At 67.6% G+C, this 15,673-nt stretch carries 9 protein-coding genes; all 9 read left to right on the top strand.

Translation table 11 applies throughout. From position 1 onward, the window contains the following. Entirely contained in the window at positions 1 to 1,155 is a 1,155-nt protein-coding gene (locus tag GTP77_RS05810) for an ABC transporter substrate-binding protein (RefSeq protein WP_161071235.1), read from the top strand. Positions 1,156 to 1,182: 27 nt separating this feature from the next. After that, positions 1,183 to 5,661 (top strand): EAL domain-containing protein, encoded by a 4,479-nt coding sequence (locus GTP77_RS05805; protein ID WP_161071234.1) that lies wholly within the window; start codon positions 1,183 to 1,185, stop codon positions 5,659 to 5,661. A gap of 126 nt (positions 5,662 to 5,787) precedes the next feature. Next, positions 5,788 to 7,899 (top strand): TonB-dependent receptor plug domain-containing protein, encoded by a 2,112-nt coding sequence (locus GTP77_RS05800; protein WP_161071233.1) that lies wholly within the window; start codon positions 5,788 to 5,790, stop codon positions 7,897 to 7,899. 215 nt (positions 7,900 to 8,114) lie between these two features. After that, a complete protein-coding gene (locus tag GTP77_RS05795) occupies positions 8,115 to 9,971 on the top strand; it encodes a thiamine pyrophosphate-binding protein (protein ID WP_228892833.1) in 1,857 nt (618 codons plus the stop codon). A gap of 10 nt (positions 9,972 to 9,981) precedes the next feature. Continuing rightward, complete coding sequence (locus GTP77_RS05790) at positions 9,982 to 10,731, top strand: SDR family oxidoreductase (RefSeq protein WP_161071232.1); 750 nt, start codon at positions 9,982 to 9,984, stop codon at positions 10,729 to 10,731. A 9-nt stretch (positions 10,732 to 10,740) separates the two neighbouring features. After that, entirely contained in the window at positions 10,741 to 11,598 is an 858-nt protein-coding gene (locus GTP77_RS05785) for a citrate synthase family protein (RefSeq protein WP_161071231.1), read from the top strand. Then, positions 11,595 to 12,434 (top strand): citrate synthase family protein, encoded by an 840-nt coding sequence (locus GTP77_RS05780; protein ID WP_161071230.1) that lies wholly within the window; start codon positions 11,595 to 11,597, stop codon positions 12,432 to 12,434. The genes GTP77_RS05785 and GTP77_RS05780 overlap by 4 nt, the downstream gene beginning before the upstream one ends. Positions 12,435 to 12,537: 103 nt before the next feature. Further along, positions 12,538 to 14,664 carry a TonB-dependent receptor plug domain-containing protein gene (locus GTP77_RS05775; RefSeq protein ID WP_229202094.1) on the top strand — a complete coding sequence of 709 codons (2,127 nt, stop codon included), beginning with the start codon at positions 12,538 to 12,540 and terminating at the stop codon, positions 14,662 to 14,664. 138 nt (positions 14,665 to 14,802) lie between these two features. Next, on the top strand, positions 14,803 to 15,666 hold the full coding sequence (locus tag GTP77_RS05770; protein WP_161071229.1) for an STAS domain-containing protein: 864 nt from the start codon (positions 14,803 to 14,805) through the stop codon (positions 15,664 to 15,666). The last annotated feature ends 7 nt before the right edge of the window (positions 15,667 to 15,673 follow it).

The raw sequence follows: 15,673 nt of genomic DNA, 5'->3' as shown, positions 1-15,673 counted from the left end.
ATGATTAAAACGACAATTAACGCCAGCCGCCGTCTGCGCGCCTGCGCCGCGCTGCTGCTGACGCTGGGGATGGGCATCGCGCCGCAGGCCGCCTATGCTGTGCTGGACGAAGGCGACGGCGCCATCGAGCTGCCCGGCCCGGGCGCCGACGCGCGCTCCACGGTGAGCGAGGTAATGGCCCGCATCCAGTCCGGCAGCGTGCCGGCGGCCGACCAGCGGCCGTTCATGCGCCCCATCACCCTGGCCCAGCTGGAAGACCAGCTGCGCCGCCCCGAAGTGCAGGCCTCCATCGGCAAAGGCACCATCGCCGTGCTCTACCCCAACGTGGAGCCGCAATTCCGGCCCGCTTTCACCAGCATCATCCAGGGCATAGAGGAACGCACCAAGCTGCGCGTGCGCAGCTACCCGGTCGACCCCAAGATGGATATCGCCGAGCTGAACGCCACGCTCAAGCAAAACGGCACCAAGGTGGTGATCGCGCTGGGCCGCCAGGGCCTGAACGCCACCGCCGGCCTGGACCGTGAAATCACCGTGCTGGTGGGCGGCGTGCTGCTGCTGTCGGATGCGGAGAACGTGGCCGGCATCAGCCTCACGCCAGACCCGGCGGTGCTGTTCGCCCGCTTGCGCGCACTGCTGCCGGACCTGCGCCGCGTGGTGGTGGTGTACGACCCGGCCAAGAGCGATTGGCTGATACGCCTGGCGCGCGACGCCGCCCGCGCCCAGGGCCTGGAACTGGTGGCCCACGTGGCCAACGACCTGGCCCGGGCCGCCCAGCTCTATCCGCAAGTGATCGGTTCGGCCGACAACCGGCGCGACGCGCTCTGGCTGCCGCACGACAGCACCACGGTGGAGGAAAGCACCATCCTGCCGCTGGTGCTGAAGGAATCGTGGAACAGCGGGGTGCCGGTGTTCTCGTCGAATATGCTGCATGTGAAGAAGGGCGCGCTGTTCGCCATGGCGCCCAACAATGTGGAGCTGGGCCGCACGCTGGCCAGCTCCGCGCTGGGCGTGATCGCCGGCGACGGCAAGCGCCGCAGCCTGACGCCGCTGCGCGAACTGCAGACGGCCATCAATCTGCGCACCGCCAGCCACATGGGCCTGAACCTGGGCCACCAGCAGCAGCGCAATTTTGATTTCGTGTTTCCGCAGCCCTGATTTATTGAAGATTTCTTCCGGTGGACTATGTTTCATAATTATTTGCGCCGTACAGGATTCCGCCGCCAGCTGACCGTCATCGTTTCGGCCGCCATTCTTGGCCTGGCCCTGTTCTCCTCGCTGATGAACTCCTGGGAAGCGCGCGGCCGCATGCGCGACCACTTCACCGAGCAAGGCCAGCGCATTGCCGACAACCTGGCCCGCCAGAGCACCCTGGCGCTGCTGTTCCATTCCGCTGAAAACGCGCGCGACGTGGTCAGCACCACGCTGGCCTTCCCCGACGTGGTGGGCGTGCAGATCGCCGACGCCAAGCACAAGCCGCTGCTGTCGCAAGGCCCGCTGAGCGCCAAGCTGGCCGCCATGAACGCGGCCCAGGCCAGCCCGGCCAGCGCCAGCATGGTGGGCGAAAACTCGGACGCCTGGCTGTTCGGCGCGCCGGTCTACGGCGGCCAGAGCGAAGCCTCGCCCTTCGACATGCAGGAGCAAAAACCGCAGCTGCTGGGCTACGTCCACGTCCAGGTGGGCAAGGACACGCTGAACCGCCTGACCTGGTCTCTGCTGGTGGGCAATATGGCGCTGACGCTGTCGTTTGCCGCCATCCTGCTGGCGCTGGTGCGCCTGCTCACGCGCCACATGATCAACCCGCTCAACGCCCTGTCCAACCTGATGCGCCGCGCCGAGGCGGGCGAGTCCGGCATGCGCGCCGCGCCGGCCGGCCCGCGCGACCTGATCGACATGGCGCAGGCCTTCAACGAAATGATGAACGTGCTGGAACAGCGCGAGGCCGAACTGAAGGAATCGCGCGACGCCGCCGTCAACATGGCGGAAATGAAGGCGCAGTTCGCCGCCACCGTCAGCCATGAAGTACGGACGCCGCTCAACGGCGTGGTCGGCATGCTGGACATGCTCAAGGAAATGCGGCTCACGCAGCGCCAGCAGGAATGCGTGGACGTGGCGTGGAACTCCTCGCGCACGCTGATAGACCTGATCAACAACGTGCTGGACTTCTCCAAGATGGACGCCGGCAAGCTGGCCCTGGAGGAAACCGACTTCGAGCTGCGCAAGCTGCTGGAAGAAGTGATTGAACTGGTGGCCCGTCCGGCGCAGCAGAAAGGCCTGGAGCTGGCTTACTTCATCGCGCCGGGCGTCCCGGAACGCATCAACGGCGACGCGCTGCGCCTGCGCCAGATCCTTATCAACCTGCTGGGCAACGCCGTCAAGTTCACCGAAAAAGGCGAAGTCACGCTGCGCGTGGCGCTGGCGCCCGCCACCGAAGCCGGCGTGCAAGCGCCCTTCGGCCTGCAGTTCGAGGTGCGCGACACCGGCATCGGCATGACGCAGGAAGTGCAGGACCACCTGTTCGAGTCCTACGTCCAGCCCGACCCGTCCACCACGCGCCGCTACGGCGGCACCGGGCTGGGCCTGGCCATCTGCCGCCAACTGGTCGGCCTGATGGGCGGCGACATCAGCGTGCAAAGCGCGCCGGGATCCGGCACCACCTTCACAGTCAGCGTGCGATGCCAGCCCGCGCAGACCCAGTTCAGCTTCGAGTCCGACCCCGCGCTGGCGAATGTGCGCGTGCTGGCGCTGGACGAAAGCAGCACCGTGCTGGACTTCCTCAAGCTGGCCCTCACGCGCCAGGGCATGACCTGCTACCTGAGCGGCTGCGGGCGCGAAGCCATGGTGGAACTGAAGGAAGCGGCCGAAGCGGGCCAGCCTTACCACGTGGTCATCATGAACGTCGGCGCGGCCGACGACCAGGGCAGCGACCTGGCCGGCCGCATTGCCGCCGCCGGCCTGGCGCCGCACCTGCTGCTGATGGACCGCCACGGCGGCACCGGCACGCCGCCCGGCGCGCAGGCCAGCAGCCACGCCGTGCTGCCCAAGCCTCTGCGCCAGGCGCGCCTGCTGGACGCGCTGCACGAACTGCTGGCCGGACGCAGCCGCGCCGAGCCGCAGCACACGCAAGCGCCCGGCGCCATGCCGGTGCGCCAGTTCCGCGTGCTGGTGGCCGAAGACAACCGCACCAACCAGATGGTGGCGGCCGGCATGCTGGCCATGAACAACTGCGTGTGCGAATTCGCCGCCAACGGCCGCGAAGCCGTGGAAGCGGCCAAGCGCAGCCGCTTCGACCTGATACTGATGGACTGCAGCATGCCGGAGATGGACGGCTACGAAGCCACCGCCCACATCCGCGTGGCGGAGGAAGCCGCCGGGCTGCGCACGCCGCTGCTGGCCATGACGGCCAACACCCAGCGCGGCGACGCCGAGAAATGCATGGCGGCCGGCATGGACGACTACCTGGCCAAGCCCATCACGCTGGTCGAACTGCGCCACAAGCTGCAGAAATGGCTGCCGCACGGCGCCGACGGCACCGCGCCCGGCGCCTCCGCAAGCGATGCGCAGGGCGAGGCCCTGTCCGGCGGCTTGCTCAGCGCGCCGCCTTCCGCGCCCATCGACATGGACGTCTTCGACAAGCTGCGCGAAATCCTCGGCTCGGCCCTGCCGCACGCCGTATCGCCCTTCCTGGAAGACTCTCCGGCCTACCTGAACGAACTGGAACAAGCCGTCCACGACGGCGACAGCGACACCGCGCGCGCCCGCGCCCACGCGCTGAAAGGCTCGTCCGGCAACCTGGGCGCCAACGCGCTGGCCCAGCTGGCGCAGCAGATCGAAGCGCTGGCCATCGAGCGCAAGCTGGCGCAGATCGGCCCGCTGCTGCCCGCGCTGCGCGCCCAATATGCCGCCGTGGCCAGCTTCCTGAGCGCCGAAATGAGCGCCGACAACCAGGACTCGCCCACGCCGCAGGAAGAGCTGGCCTCCGTGCTGGTGGTCGACGACGACCGCAGCACCCGCAGCACGCTGCGCTATACCTTGCAGCGCGACGGCTTCCAGGTGGAAGAAGCGGCCGACGGCGTGCAGGCGCTGGCCATGCTGAAGCGCTTCCATCCCGACGTGATCCTGATGGACGCCGTCATGCCGGTGATGGACGGCTTCACCGCCTGCGCGCGCCTGCAGGAGCTGCCGGGCGGCAGTTCCATCCCGGTGCTGATGATCACCGCGCTGCAGGACAACTCCTCGGTGGAGCGCGCCTTCGCCGCCGGCGCCAGCGACTACATACCGAAACCCATCCACTACGCCGTGCTGTCGCAGCGCGTGCGCCGCATTATCGAAGCCAACCGCGCCGAGAAGCGCATCCGCCACCTGGCCTATAACGACCTGCTGACCGGCCTGCCCAACCGCACCCTGTTCTTCGAGCTGCTGGCGCAAGGCATCACCCAGGCCAGCAACGACGGCAAGCTGCTCGGCGTGCTGTTCATGGACCTGGACCGCTTCAAATACGTCAACGACAACCTGGGCCACGACGTGGGCGACCGCCTGCTGGTGGCCGTGGCCCAGCGCGTGCGCCACAGCGTGCGCAACGTGGACACCGTGGCCCGCCTCGGCGGAGACGAATTCACCGTGGTGCTGAGCGACCTCGATGGCCCGGCCGCCGCCGCCACCGCCGCGCACAACATCTGCCGCGTGCTGGCCGCGCCCTTCCAGATCGACGGGCACGACATCTTCGTCACCAGCAGCGTCGGCATCGCCATGTACCCGCACGACGGGGCGGACGTCGCCACCCTGGTCAAGCACGCCGACAGCGCCATGTACCGCGCCAAGAAGACCAACACCGGCTTCCAGTTCTACGAAGCGTCCATGGAGCAGTCCATCTCCGAGCACGTACGCCTGGAAAGCGACCTGCGGCGCGCACTGGAGCAGGAGCAGCTGGAAGTGTATTACCAGCCGCAGGCCAGCCTTGAAGACGGCCAGATCATGGGCATGGAAGCGCTGGTGCGCTGGCGCCACCCCACGCGCGGCATGGTGCCGCCCAACGAGTTCATCCCGCTGGCCGAGGAAACCGGCTTGATCAATCCACTCGGCGACTGGGTGCTGCGCACCGCCTGCGCCCAGCTGCGCGCGTGGATGGAGCAAGGCCTGCCGCCGCTGCGCGTGGCGGTCAACCTGTCGGTGCGCCAGCTGCTGCAAAAGGAATTCGCCGCGACCGTGGAGGCCGTGCTGGCCGACACCGGCCTGCCGCCGCACCTGCTGGAACTGGAGATCACCGAAAGCACGCTGATGGAAAACGCGCAGGACACGCTGAAGGCGCTGCACCGCCTGCGCAGCCTGGGCGTGCGCCTGTCCATCGACGACTTCGGCACCGGCTATTCCTCGCTGTCCTACCTGAAGCGCTTCCCGGTCGACATCATCAAGATCGACCGCTCCTTCGTGCGCGACGTGCCGATGGATGCGGACGACGTGGCCATCGTCACCGCCATCATCGCGCTGGCGCACAGCCTGCGGCTGGAAGTGGTGGCCGAAGGCGTGGAGACCGAGGCTCAGCTGAACTTCCTGAAAGGCCGCAACTGCGACCTGATGCAAGGCTACCACCTGAGCCCCGCCATCCCCGCCGAGCAGTTCGCCGCGCTGATCCAGCAGCGCGAGTCCATGCCGCTCAAACACTGAACATGCACTGAAGCACATTGCAAATGCGCCAGGGATTGTAGTATTTTGACATCAAGTCCTTGGCGCAACATGGGCACTATGCGAAAATCGCAGGGGACCAATCCGGTTTCCTTACTGCTTCCTGCCATGCGGTTTCTGCCCAGCGTTTCTGCGCTCCTGCTTGCGGCGCTGCCCTTCCCTCCCGCCTTGGCCGCTGGCCCTGGAGACCTGAGCGAGGAAGAAGAACTCTCCCTGGTGTACGGCGACAAATCCTCGGTCAGCATCGCCACCGGCGCGGCCCAGGCCCTTCGCCGCGCGCCCGCCGTGGCCACCGTCATCACGGCGGAAGACATCGCCGCCATCGGCGCGAACGACCTGGACCAGGTGCTGGAGACCGTGCCCGGCCTGCATGTGGCGCGCTCGGCCATCAACTACGAACCGCTGTATATCGCGCGCGGCATCTTCAGCGTGAACAATCCGCAAATGCTGATGCTGCAAAACGGTGTACCCATGACCACGCTGCTCACCGGCAGCCGCGGCACCTTGTGGGCCGGCTATCCGGTGGAGCACATCGCCCGCATCGAAATCATCCGCGGCCCCGGTTCGGCCCTGTACGGCGCGGACGCCTACAGCGGCGTAATCAACATCATCACCAAGAGCGCGGCGGACACGCCGGGCACGCACTTCGCGGCCGGCGGCGGCTCCTTCGGCACGCGCGACGCCTGGGTGCAGCACGGCGGCAGCCTGGGACCGGTGGCGGTGGCGGCCTATCTGCGCGTGGGCGGCACCGACGGCTTCCGCTCCCTGGTGACGGCCGATGCGCAGAGCGCGCGCGACAAGACCTTCGGCACTCACGCCTCGCTGGCGCCCGGCCCGGTCAACACCGGCAGCGACGCCGTCGACGCCAACCTGGACCTGGCGCTGGAGCAGTGGCGCCTGCGCGCCGGCTACAAGCTGCGCTCCCATATCGGCACCGGCGCGGGCACGGCCTCGGCGCTGGACCCGGTGGGCCAGGGGCACAGCGAGCGCCTCCACGCCGACCTGAGCTGGGCCGCGCCCGACTTCAGCGCCAACTGGAGCCTGGGCGCCACCGCCAGCGTGCTGGAGTTCAAGCAGCGCATCACCACCGACCTGCGCCTGTCGCCGCCCGGCACCCGCTTCCCGACCGGCCTGTTCCCGGACGGCTTTATCGGCCACCCGGACACCTCCGAGCGGCAGATCCGGCTGTCGGCCTTCGCGCAATACCACGGCTTCAGCGGCCACAAGCTGCGCTTCGGCGCCGGCCACGACGACCTGGACATGTACCACACGGCCACCTTCAAGAACTACATCTTCAACCCGGCCGGCGTGCCCGTGCCCACCGGCCCGGTGATCGACTACTCGCGGATCCAGCCCTTCCTGCTGCCGCAGCGGCGCCAGGTCAGCTACTTCAACGTGCAGGACGAATGGCAGTTCGCGCGCGACTGGGCGCTGACCGCCGGCGTGCGCCGCGACCGCTACTCGGACTTCGGCGCCACCACCAATCCGCGCGTGGCCGTGGTGTGGGACGCGGCGCTGGACCTGACCGCCAAGCTGCTCTACGGCCGCGCCTTCCGCGCGCCCTCCTTCAACGAGCAGTACGGCATCAACAATCCCGTCCAGCGCGGCAACCCGGACTTGCAGCCGGAACGCATCGCCACGCTGGAAGCGGCGCTGGGCTGGCAGGCCAGCCAGCATCTGCAGCTGAACCTGAATCTGTTCCGCAATGAGTTGCAGGACATTATCCGGGGCGTGCCCAATCCGCAGGCGGGCACCGGCGCCACCTTCCACAACACCGGCAACCAGCGCAGCAAGGGGCTGGAGCTGGAGGCCGTGTGGCAGGCGTCGCGCTCGCTGCAGCTGGCGGGCAACTACGCCTACCAGCGCTCCATCGACTCCGCCACCGGCCTGGACGCGGGCTATGCGCCGCGCCACCACCTCAACGGCCGGCTGGACCTGCAGGTCCCGGGCATGGGCGTGTTCAGCCCGCAGCTCAACCGCGTGGCGGACCGCCACCGCGCGCCGGGCGACACGCGGCCGCCGATACCGAACTACACCACCCTGGACCTGGCCTTCAGCAGCGGCCGCCTGCTGCGCAACTGGGAGATCTCGGTCGCGCTGCGCAACCTCTTCAACGCCGACGTGCGCGAGCCCAGCCTGGCTCCCGGCGTCATCCCCAACGACTTGCCGATGGCGCCGCGTTCGATCTACGTGCGCGCCGTGTTCTTGAACCGGCAATAAACATGGATGGCCGTCCCGGCCATCCACTCGAAGCCACGTTCTTAAATCGGCAATAGAATTTTTTAACTAATTCTCTCCAAATCTCACACATTGCCTGAAATTTAAGCTATTATCTCGCGCTGCAACATTTATTGCATTTAGGAATACATTGTTGCTTTAACGCTAGTAAATATCGGCTTATCGGAAAGCCGATTCGCCCATATTGAGGAGCTTATATGTTTGACAATGTCGAATTCAATCGACAGGAGAAGTCACGTCCTGCCGCCGCCCAACGCACCATGGACATGGCCGACCTGCTGGTCGCCTACCTGGAACAAATGGGCGTGGATTACGTGTTCGGCGTGCCCGGCGGCGCCATCGAGCCGCTGTACGACGCCATCGCCCGCAACCTGCGCAAAGGCGGCAATCTGAGCCATATCGTGGCCCGCCACGAGGCTGGCGCGGCCTTCATGGCCGACGGCTACGCCCGCGAAACCGGCAAGATCGGCGTCTGCGTGGCCACCTCCGGCCCCGGCGCCACCAATATGCTCACCGCCGTCGCCACCGCCTACGGCAACGGCGTGCCCATGCTGGTCATTTCCGGCCAGCCGGCCCTGCCTTCCTTCGGCAAACACACGCTGCAAGAGTCCTCCTGCACCGGCATCGACGTGCTGGGCATGTTCCGCCACTGCACGCGCTACAACTCGCTGATTTCACATCCTATGCAGCTGGAATGGAAGCTGATTACTGCATTGCAGCATGCAACCCGCTCGCCCGCCGGACCGGTGCACCTGAGCGTGCCGGTGGACGTGTTCCGCGCGCCGAGCAATGTGCGCGCCCCCAGCTACGACATGAACAGCCTGCTCCAGCCCGCCGCGCTGATCGACGACGCCGGCATCGAGCGCCTGCGCGCCCTGCTGGCCCGCGCCCGCAACGTGGTGGTGCTGGTCGGCTCCGGCTGCGGCGAGTCCATCCATTCCATCTTGCAGTTCGCCACGCTGAAAGGCGCCACCTTCGTCACCACGCCGGACGCCAAGGGCCTGGTCAGCCCGCAGCATCCGCTGTACCGGGGCGTATTCGGCTTCGGCGGCCATGCCACGGCCGAGGCGGCGCTGCGCGATCCGTCCGTGGACCTGATCGTTGCGGCCGGCACCAGCATGGGCGAATGGAACACCGGCGGCTGGTGCGACAGCCTGCTCAACAACCGCCTCGTGCATATCGATGAATCCGAAGAGCACCTGGCGCGCACGCCGATGGCGCGCTTGCACCTGCGCGGCAGCCTGGGCCTGGTGTTCGACCGCCTGGTGAGCCATATCCAGCGCGAAAACCCGCAGGACGACCAGGCTACCGCGCACCGCCGCGCCATGCGCGAACTGTCCTTCAAGGCCTGGCGCACCTCGGACATGCTGGAAGCGCCGCACGCCTATTTCAGCGACGCCGCCCCCATCAAGCCGCAGCGCCTGATGAAGGAACTGGGCGACCTGTTCCCGCCCACCACCCGCTTCCTGGCAGACGCAGGCAACAGCATCGCCTGGGCCGCGCACTACCTGCAGCCGCAGGACCGCCGCATGGGCGAGCGCCGCAACGCCGACGGCGAGCGCGCGCGCGACCTGGGCAAGCGCCGCAGCACCGGCGGCTGGCTGCGCCTGACCAGCCACTTCGCGCCGATGGGCTGGGCCATCGGCGCGGCCATCGGCACGGCGGCGGGCAACCCGGACGTGCCCGTGGTCTGCATCACCGGCGACGGCAGCATGCTGATGAGCGGCCAGGAACTGTCGGTGGCCGTGGCCGAGCAGCAGTGCGTGATTTTCGTCATCCTGAACGACCGCGCGCTGGGCATGGTCAAGCACGGCCAACGCCTGGGCGGCGCCGAGCAGATCGGCTACGAACTGCCCGCCACCGACTTCGCCGCCCTGTCGCGCGCGCTCGGCGGCCGCGGCCACACCATCCGCTCGGCCAAGGACATGCAGGCGCTGGACATCAAGGGCATCTGCAACTACCCGGGTCCTACCCTGCTGGACGTCTACATCGATCCGGAGGAAGTGCCGCCCATGGGCAGCCGCCTGCGCGTGCTGATGGACGACGGACAATAAGAGGACGGCCATGCTCAAACTACAGGACAAGGTTGTACTCATTACCGGCGGCAGCAGCGGCATCGGCCTGGCCAGCGCGCAGCTGTTCCAGGCGCAGGGCGCGCAGCTCGCCATCACCGGCCGCGATCCGCACAAGCTGGAACAGGCCGGCGCCGCGCTGGGCGGCAAGGCGCTGCTGATACGCAGCGACGCGGGCGGCCTGGCCGCCATCGACAGCGTGATGGCGCAGGTGCGCGAGCGCTACGGGCGCCTGGACGTGCTGTTCATCAATGCCGGCGTGGCCAAACCTGCGCCCATCGAGCAGACCACCGAGGCGGCGTTCGACGAGCAGCTGAACGTCAACCTCAAGGGCGTGTTCTTCACCGTGCAGAAAGCCTTGCCGCTGTTTGGCGCGGGCGGCAGCATTATCGTCACCACCTCCATCGCCAACCAGATGGGCTCGCCAATGTTCAGCGTGTACGGCGCCGCCAAGGCGGGCCTGCGCTCGCTGGTCAAGTCGCTGGGACTGGAACTGGTAGGGCGCGGCATCCGCGTCAACGCCATCAGCCCCGGCCCCATCGCCACGCCCATGTTCGACCGCCTGGGCCTGCCTGCCGAGGTGGCCAGCGCCAAGAAGCTGGCCATTGCCGAGAAATCGCCCAGCCGCCGCTTCGGCTCGCCCGACGAAGTCGCGAAGGCCGCGCTCTTCCTCGCCTGCGACGACTCGTCCTATATGGTGGGCGACGAAATCGTGGTCGATGGCGGCATGAGCCTGCTGTAAGGAGAAAACATGAAGAACAACGCAACCCCCTCATCCAAAGACCTGATCCACACCGCCATCTGGCAGGAAACGCCGGAAGCGGACAATCCCTTCGCCACGCGCGCCGCCTACTGCCGTGGCTACGACGTGTACGGCGCCATGGCCGGCAATGCGCGCTGGATGGAAATGCTCTGGCTGCTGCTGCGCGCCGAGCTGCCCGCCGGCCCCGAGCTGGACATCCTGGAAGCGCTGGCCGTGGCGCTGGCCAATCCCGGCCCGCGCGACGCGTCCGTGCACGCCGCCATGTGCGGCGGCGTGGGCGGTTCGACCGCCGCCTCCTCGCTGATGGCCGCGCTGGCCGTGGGCGCCGGCCGCTCCGGCGGCGCGCGCGAAGTGCACGACGCCATGACCATGTGGAAGCGCTGCGGCGCGGACCTGGCCGCCTGGCGCGCCTTCCACGCCGCCAGCGCACACGACCCGGTCGACGTCTGGCCCGAACAAAGCCACTTGCCGGGCTTCGATCCGCACGGCGCCGCCACCCCGCTGCCGGTGCGCCAGCTGCTCGCCACGCTGGACCGCATGGGCGCCGGCCCCGGCACGGCCTGGCTGCACGCCGGCCTGGAAGATGCGCGCGCCGCCGCCGGCTTGCCGCTCGCCATGTGCGGCGTGGCCGCCTGCGTGCTGCACGACCTGGGCTTCAGCCCGGACGAAGGCGAAATGCTGTACCTGCTGCTGCGCCTGCCCGGCGCCGCCGCCCACGCGCTGGAACAGAAGGCCGTCGGCTTCAAGCGCTTCCCCTTCTACAAGCTGGAGCTCGACCCGGCCGCCACGCCGCCGGTGCCCGTATCGGTTCCGGCATCGGCCGCCATTGAAAAGGAAGCAGCATGAGCGCTCACCTGAAAGAAGTCCTGCAAGGCCCGGCCTTGCTGCAGCACCACGCAGGCCGCCTGCACACCAAGGTGGGCGCCGCCTTCCCGGGCAGCCACGCCGTATTCCGCGGCCACGACCTGCATCGCGACCTGTGCAGCCTGGAATGGGTGCAGCTCTACGCCTACGGCATCACCGGCCGCCACCTGAGCGCCGAACAGGCCGAGCTGGTGCAAGCCATGTGGACCCATACCTCCTATCCGGACGCCCGCCTGTGGAACAACCGCGTGGCGGCGCTGGCCGGCAATGCGCGCAGCAGCGCCTCGCTGGCCATGGTGGCCGGCATGGCCGTGTCGGAAGCGACCACCTACGGCGGCCAAGCCACCATGCTGTGCATGACTTTTTTGCAGACCGCGCTGCGCCGCGTGCAGGCCGGCGAGGCGCTGGCCGACGTGGTGTGGGAGGAAACCGCGCGCAGCAAGATCTACGGTTTTGGCCGCCCCATCAACTCGCACGACGAGCGCATTCCCTTCATTATGGAACTGGCCGAGCGCCTGGGCCTGCATAACGGCCCGCACCTGGCGCTGGCCTGGCAGGTCGAGCAGGTGCTGCTGAGCCGCTACGCCCAGCTGCAAATGAACTACTCGGGCCTGCATGCGGCCATCATTGCCGACATGGGCATGTCGGTGCGCGAACTGCAGCTGCTGCGCATGCCTATCTTTATAGCAGGCATGGCTCCCTGCGTGGTGGAGGCAGCGGAAAAGCCCGAGCGCGTGCTGTTCGCCACGCCCTGCAGCGCCGTCGAGTACAGCGGTCCCGCGCCAAGGGAATGGCGAACGGCTGCCTCGCCTAATTAAGTAACTTGCAAGCTGCACGCTAGCAACAGTGCGTGCTTTTTTGTCCCATGAGCAAATCGTGCCACGCTACAATGGGAAAAATATCACACTCTGGAGATAGCTCTTGAAGTCTTCCCGCGCATCACGTATCTGGCTGGCAGTGGCTTTCGCCCTGCCTGCCCTGATCGCACAAACCCAGGCCCAGGCTCAAACGCAAGGCGGCCCCAGCAGCGAAGAAGACGAACTGACCATGGTCTATGGCGACGCCGACAGCGTCAGCATCGCCACCGGCAATCTGCAGACGCTGCGCCGCGCGCCGGCCGTGGCCTCCGTGGTGACGGCGGCCGACATCGCCGCCATGGGCGCCACCGACCTCGACCATGTGCTGGAAACCGTGGCCGGTCTGCATATTTCCCGCAGCCCCAACAGCTACACGCCGCTGTACATCATGCGCGGCGTGTTCAGCCAGTATGCGCCGCAGGTGCTGGTGCTGCAGAACGGCGTGCCCGTCACCACGCTCTACATCGGCAACAAAGGCAATGTCTGGGGTACTTTCCCGGTTGAGCAGATTTCGCGCATCGAGGTGATACGCGGCCCCGGCTCGGCGCTGTACGGCTCGGACGCCTTCTCCGGCGTAATCAACATCATCACCAAGGGTCCGGCCGAAGCGGCGGGAACCGAAGTCGGCCTGCGCCTCGGCTCCTTCCAGGCGCGCGACGCCTGGGTGCAGCACGGCGGCAAGCTCGGCCCCATCGAGATCGCCGCCTACCTGCGCACCGGCACCACCGACGGCCAGCACCGCACGCTGGAAGCGGACGCGCAGACCCGCAACGACACCCTGCTCGGCACCCACGCCAGCCTGGCCCCGGGCGGCGTGAACACCGGCGGCGACGCGGTGGACCTGAACCTGGAAGCCGGCTATGGCCAGTGGCGCGCGCGCTTCGGCTACAAGCTGCGCGACCGCCAGGGCAGCGGCGCCGGCATCGCCTCCGCGCTGGACCCGGTGGGCGTGGGCCGCAGCGAACGCATCAACACCAGCCTGGGCTGGGCGGACGCGCAGTTCAGCCGCAACTGGGGCCTGGGGGCCAGCATCAGCACCCAGTCCTACGCGCAGGAGCTGGACGGCTACATCCTGCTGCCGCCGGGCACCCGCTTCCCGACCGGGCTGTTCCCGAACGGCATGATAGGCATCCCGGAAACCTGGGAGCGCTCGACCCGGCTCACCGCCTATGCCGACTACAGCGGCTTCGCGGACCACCACGTGCGCGTGGGCATAGGCCACGACGACCTGGACCTGTACCGCACGCGCGAGCGCCGCAATTTCACCTACACGGCCAACGGCACCCCCGTGCCGCTGCCGGGCCTGGCGGACTTCAGCGACAGCAATCCCTTTATGCGGCCGCACAAGCGCCGCATCGACTACCTGTACGCGCAGGACGAATGGCGCCTGGCCACCGACTGGACCCTGACCGCCGGCGTGCGCCACGACCGCTATTCCGACTTTGGCGGCACCACCAACCCGCGCTTCGCGCTGGTGTGGGACGCCACCTTCGACCTGACCGCCAAGCTGCTGTACGGCCGCGCCTTCCGCGCGCCGTCCTTCAACGAGGCCTACAGCCTGGCCAACCCTGTGGCGCGCGGCAACGCCAACCTGAAGCCGGAAACCGACCGCACGCTGGAAGCGGCCTTCTCCTGGCAAGCCCAGGCGGACGCGCAAATCAACCTGACGCTGTACCGCTACGAGATGAGCAACATCATCCGCCTGGTGCCGAACATGATGGCCGGCACCGGCTCCACCTTTGCCAACCAGGGCGACCAGACCGGCCACGGCATGGAGCTGGAAGGCAACTGGAACGTCAACCGCGAGCTGCGCCTGGTGGGCAATTACGCTTGGCAGCGCTCGGTGGACGAGGCCACGCAGAAGGACGCCGGCTACGCGCCGCGCCACCATCTGTTCGGCCGCGCCGACTGGCAGTTCGGCGGCAACTACACGCTGTCGCCGCAGCTGAACTGGGTGGCCGGCCGCCAGCGCGCCACCGGCGACCTGCGCAAGCCCATCGCCGACTACCGCACCTTCGACCTGACGCTGTCGACCCGGCGCGGCAAGAACCAGTGGAACTTCTCGGCCGCCGTGCGCAACATCTTCGACGCCGACGCGCGCGAGCCGACGCTGGCGCCGGGCCTGGCGCTGCCCTTCGACCTGCCCCTGGCCGGGCGCTCGTTCTCGGTCCAGGCCAGCTACAAGCTGTAATTCCCCCCTCCCTTCCCCCTCCCTGTCCCGCCTGCCCGGCCGCTGTATGCGGCTGGACAGGCTACATTTCAATTTAACCAAGCTTTTAAATTTTTCCTGTTAGACTGTTTTTTCTTAATCCATTTTTGTGGGGTACGCATGAGCAAGCAGAGCACCGGAAATCTCGCCAACATCCTGAGCAAAAACCAGGAAGCACTGCTGGAGGGCTGGCTGAGCGGCATGCTGTCGCGCACGGTGCGCCGCGACAAGGGGGCCGAGGCCGAAATGCGGCAACAGGCCATGCGCCTGCTGCCGCTGCTGGTCAAGGCCACCGAAGCCGGCGCCAGCTATGAAATCGACGGCCCGGCCTGGGGCGAGGTGCGCCAGCTGCTCAGTGATATTTCCGCCAACCGCGTGCGTCAAGGCTACACCCCGACCGAGACGGCCACCTTCGTGTTCTCGCTCAAGGAGCCGCTGTTCGCCGGCCTGCGTGCCGAACTGGCGCACGACAGCGCCGCGCTGGGCGAGGAACTCGCCGAGACCGGCAACCTGTTCGACCGCCTCGGCCTGTACACCGTCGAGGAATACCAGCGCAACCGCGAAGGCGTGATCCTGCGCCAGCAGCAGGAGCTGCTGGAACTGTCCACCCCGGTGGTGCAGCTGTGGCGCGACGTACTGGCCCTGCCCCTGATCGGCACCCTCGACAGCGCGCGCACCCAGGTGGTGATGGAGAACCTGCTGCAGAAGATTATCGACACCAGCGCCTCCATCGCCATTATCGACATCACCGGCGTGCCCACCGTGGACACGCTGGTGGCCCAGCATTTGCTCAAGACCGTGGCCGCCGCGCGCCTGATGGGCGCCGACTGCATCATCAGCGGCATCCGCCCGCAGATCGCGCAAACCATCGTCCACCTGGGCGTGAACCTGGAGGACGTGACCACCAAGGCCACGCTGGCGGACGCCTTCCAGACCGCCATGAAACGGCTGGGCGCCTCGGTCACCTACCACCAGGCAGTGTGAGGCCCGC

It is taken from the genome of Pseudoduganella aquatica (assembly GCF_009857595.1).
Classification (GTDB): Bacteria; Pseudomonadota; Gammaproteobacteria; order Burkholderiales; family Burkholderiaceae_D; genus Rugamonas; species Rugamonas aquatica_A.
This window is presented reverse-complemented; position numbering and strand designations above follow the sequence as displayed.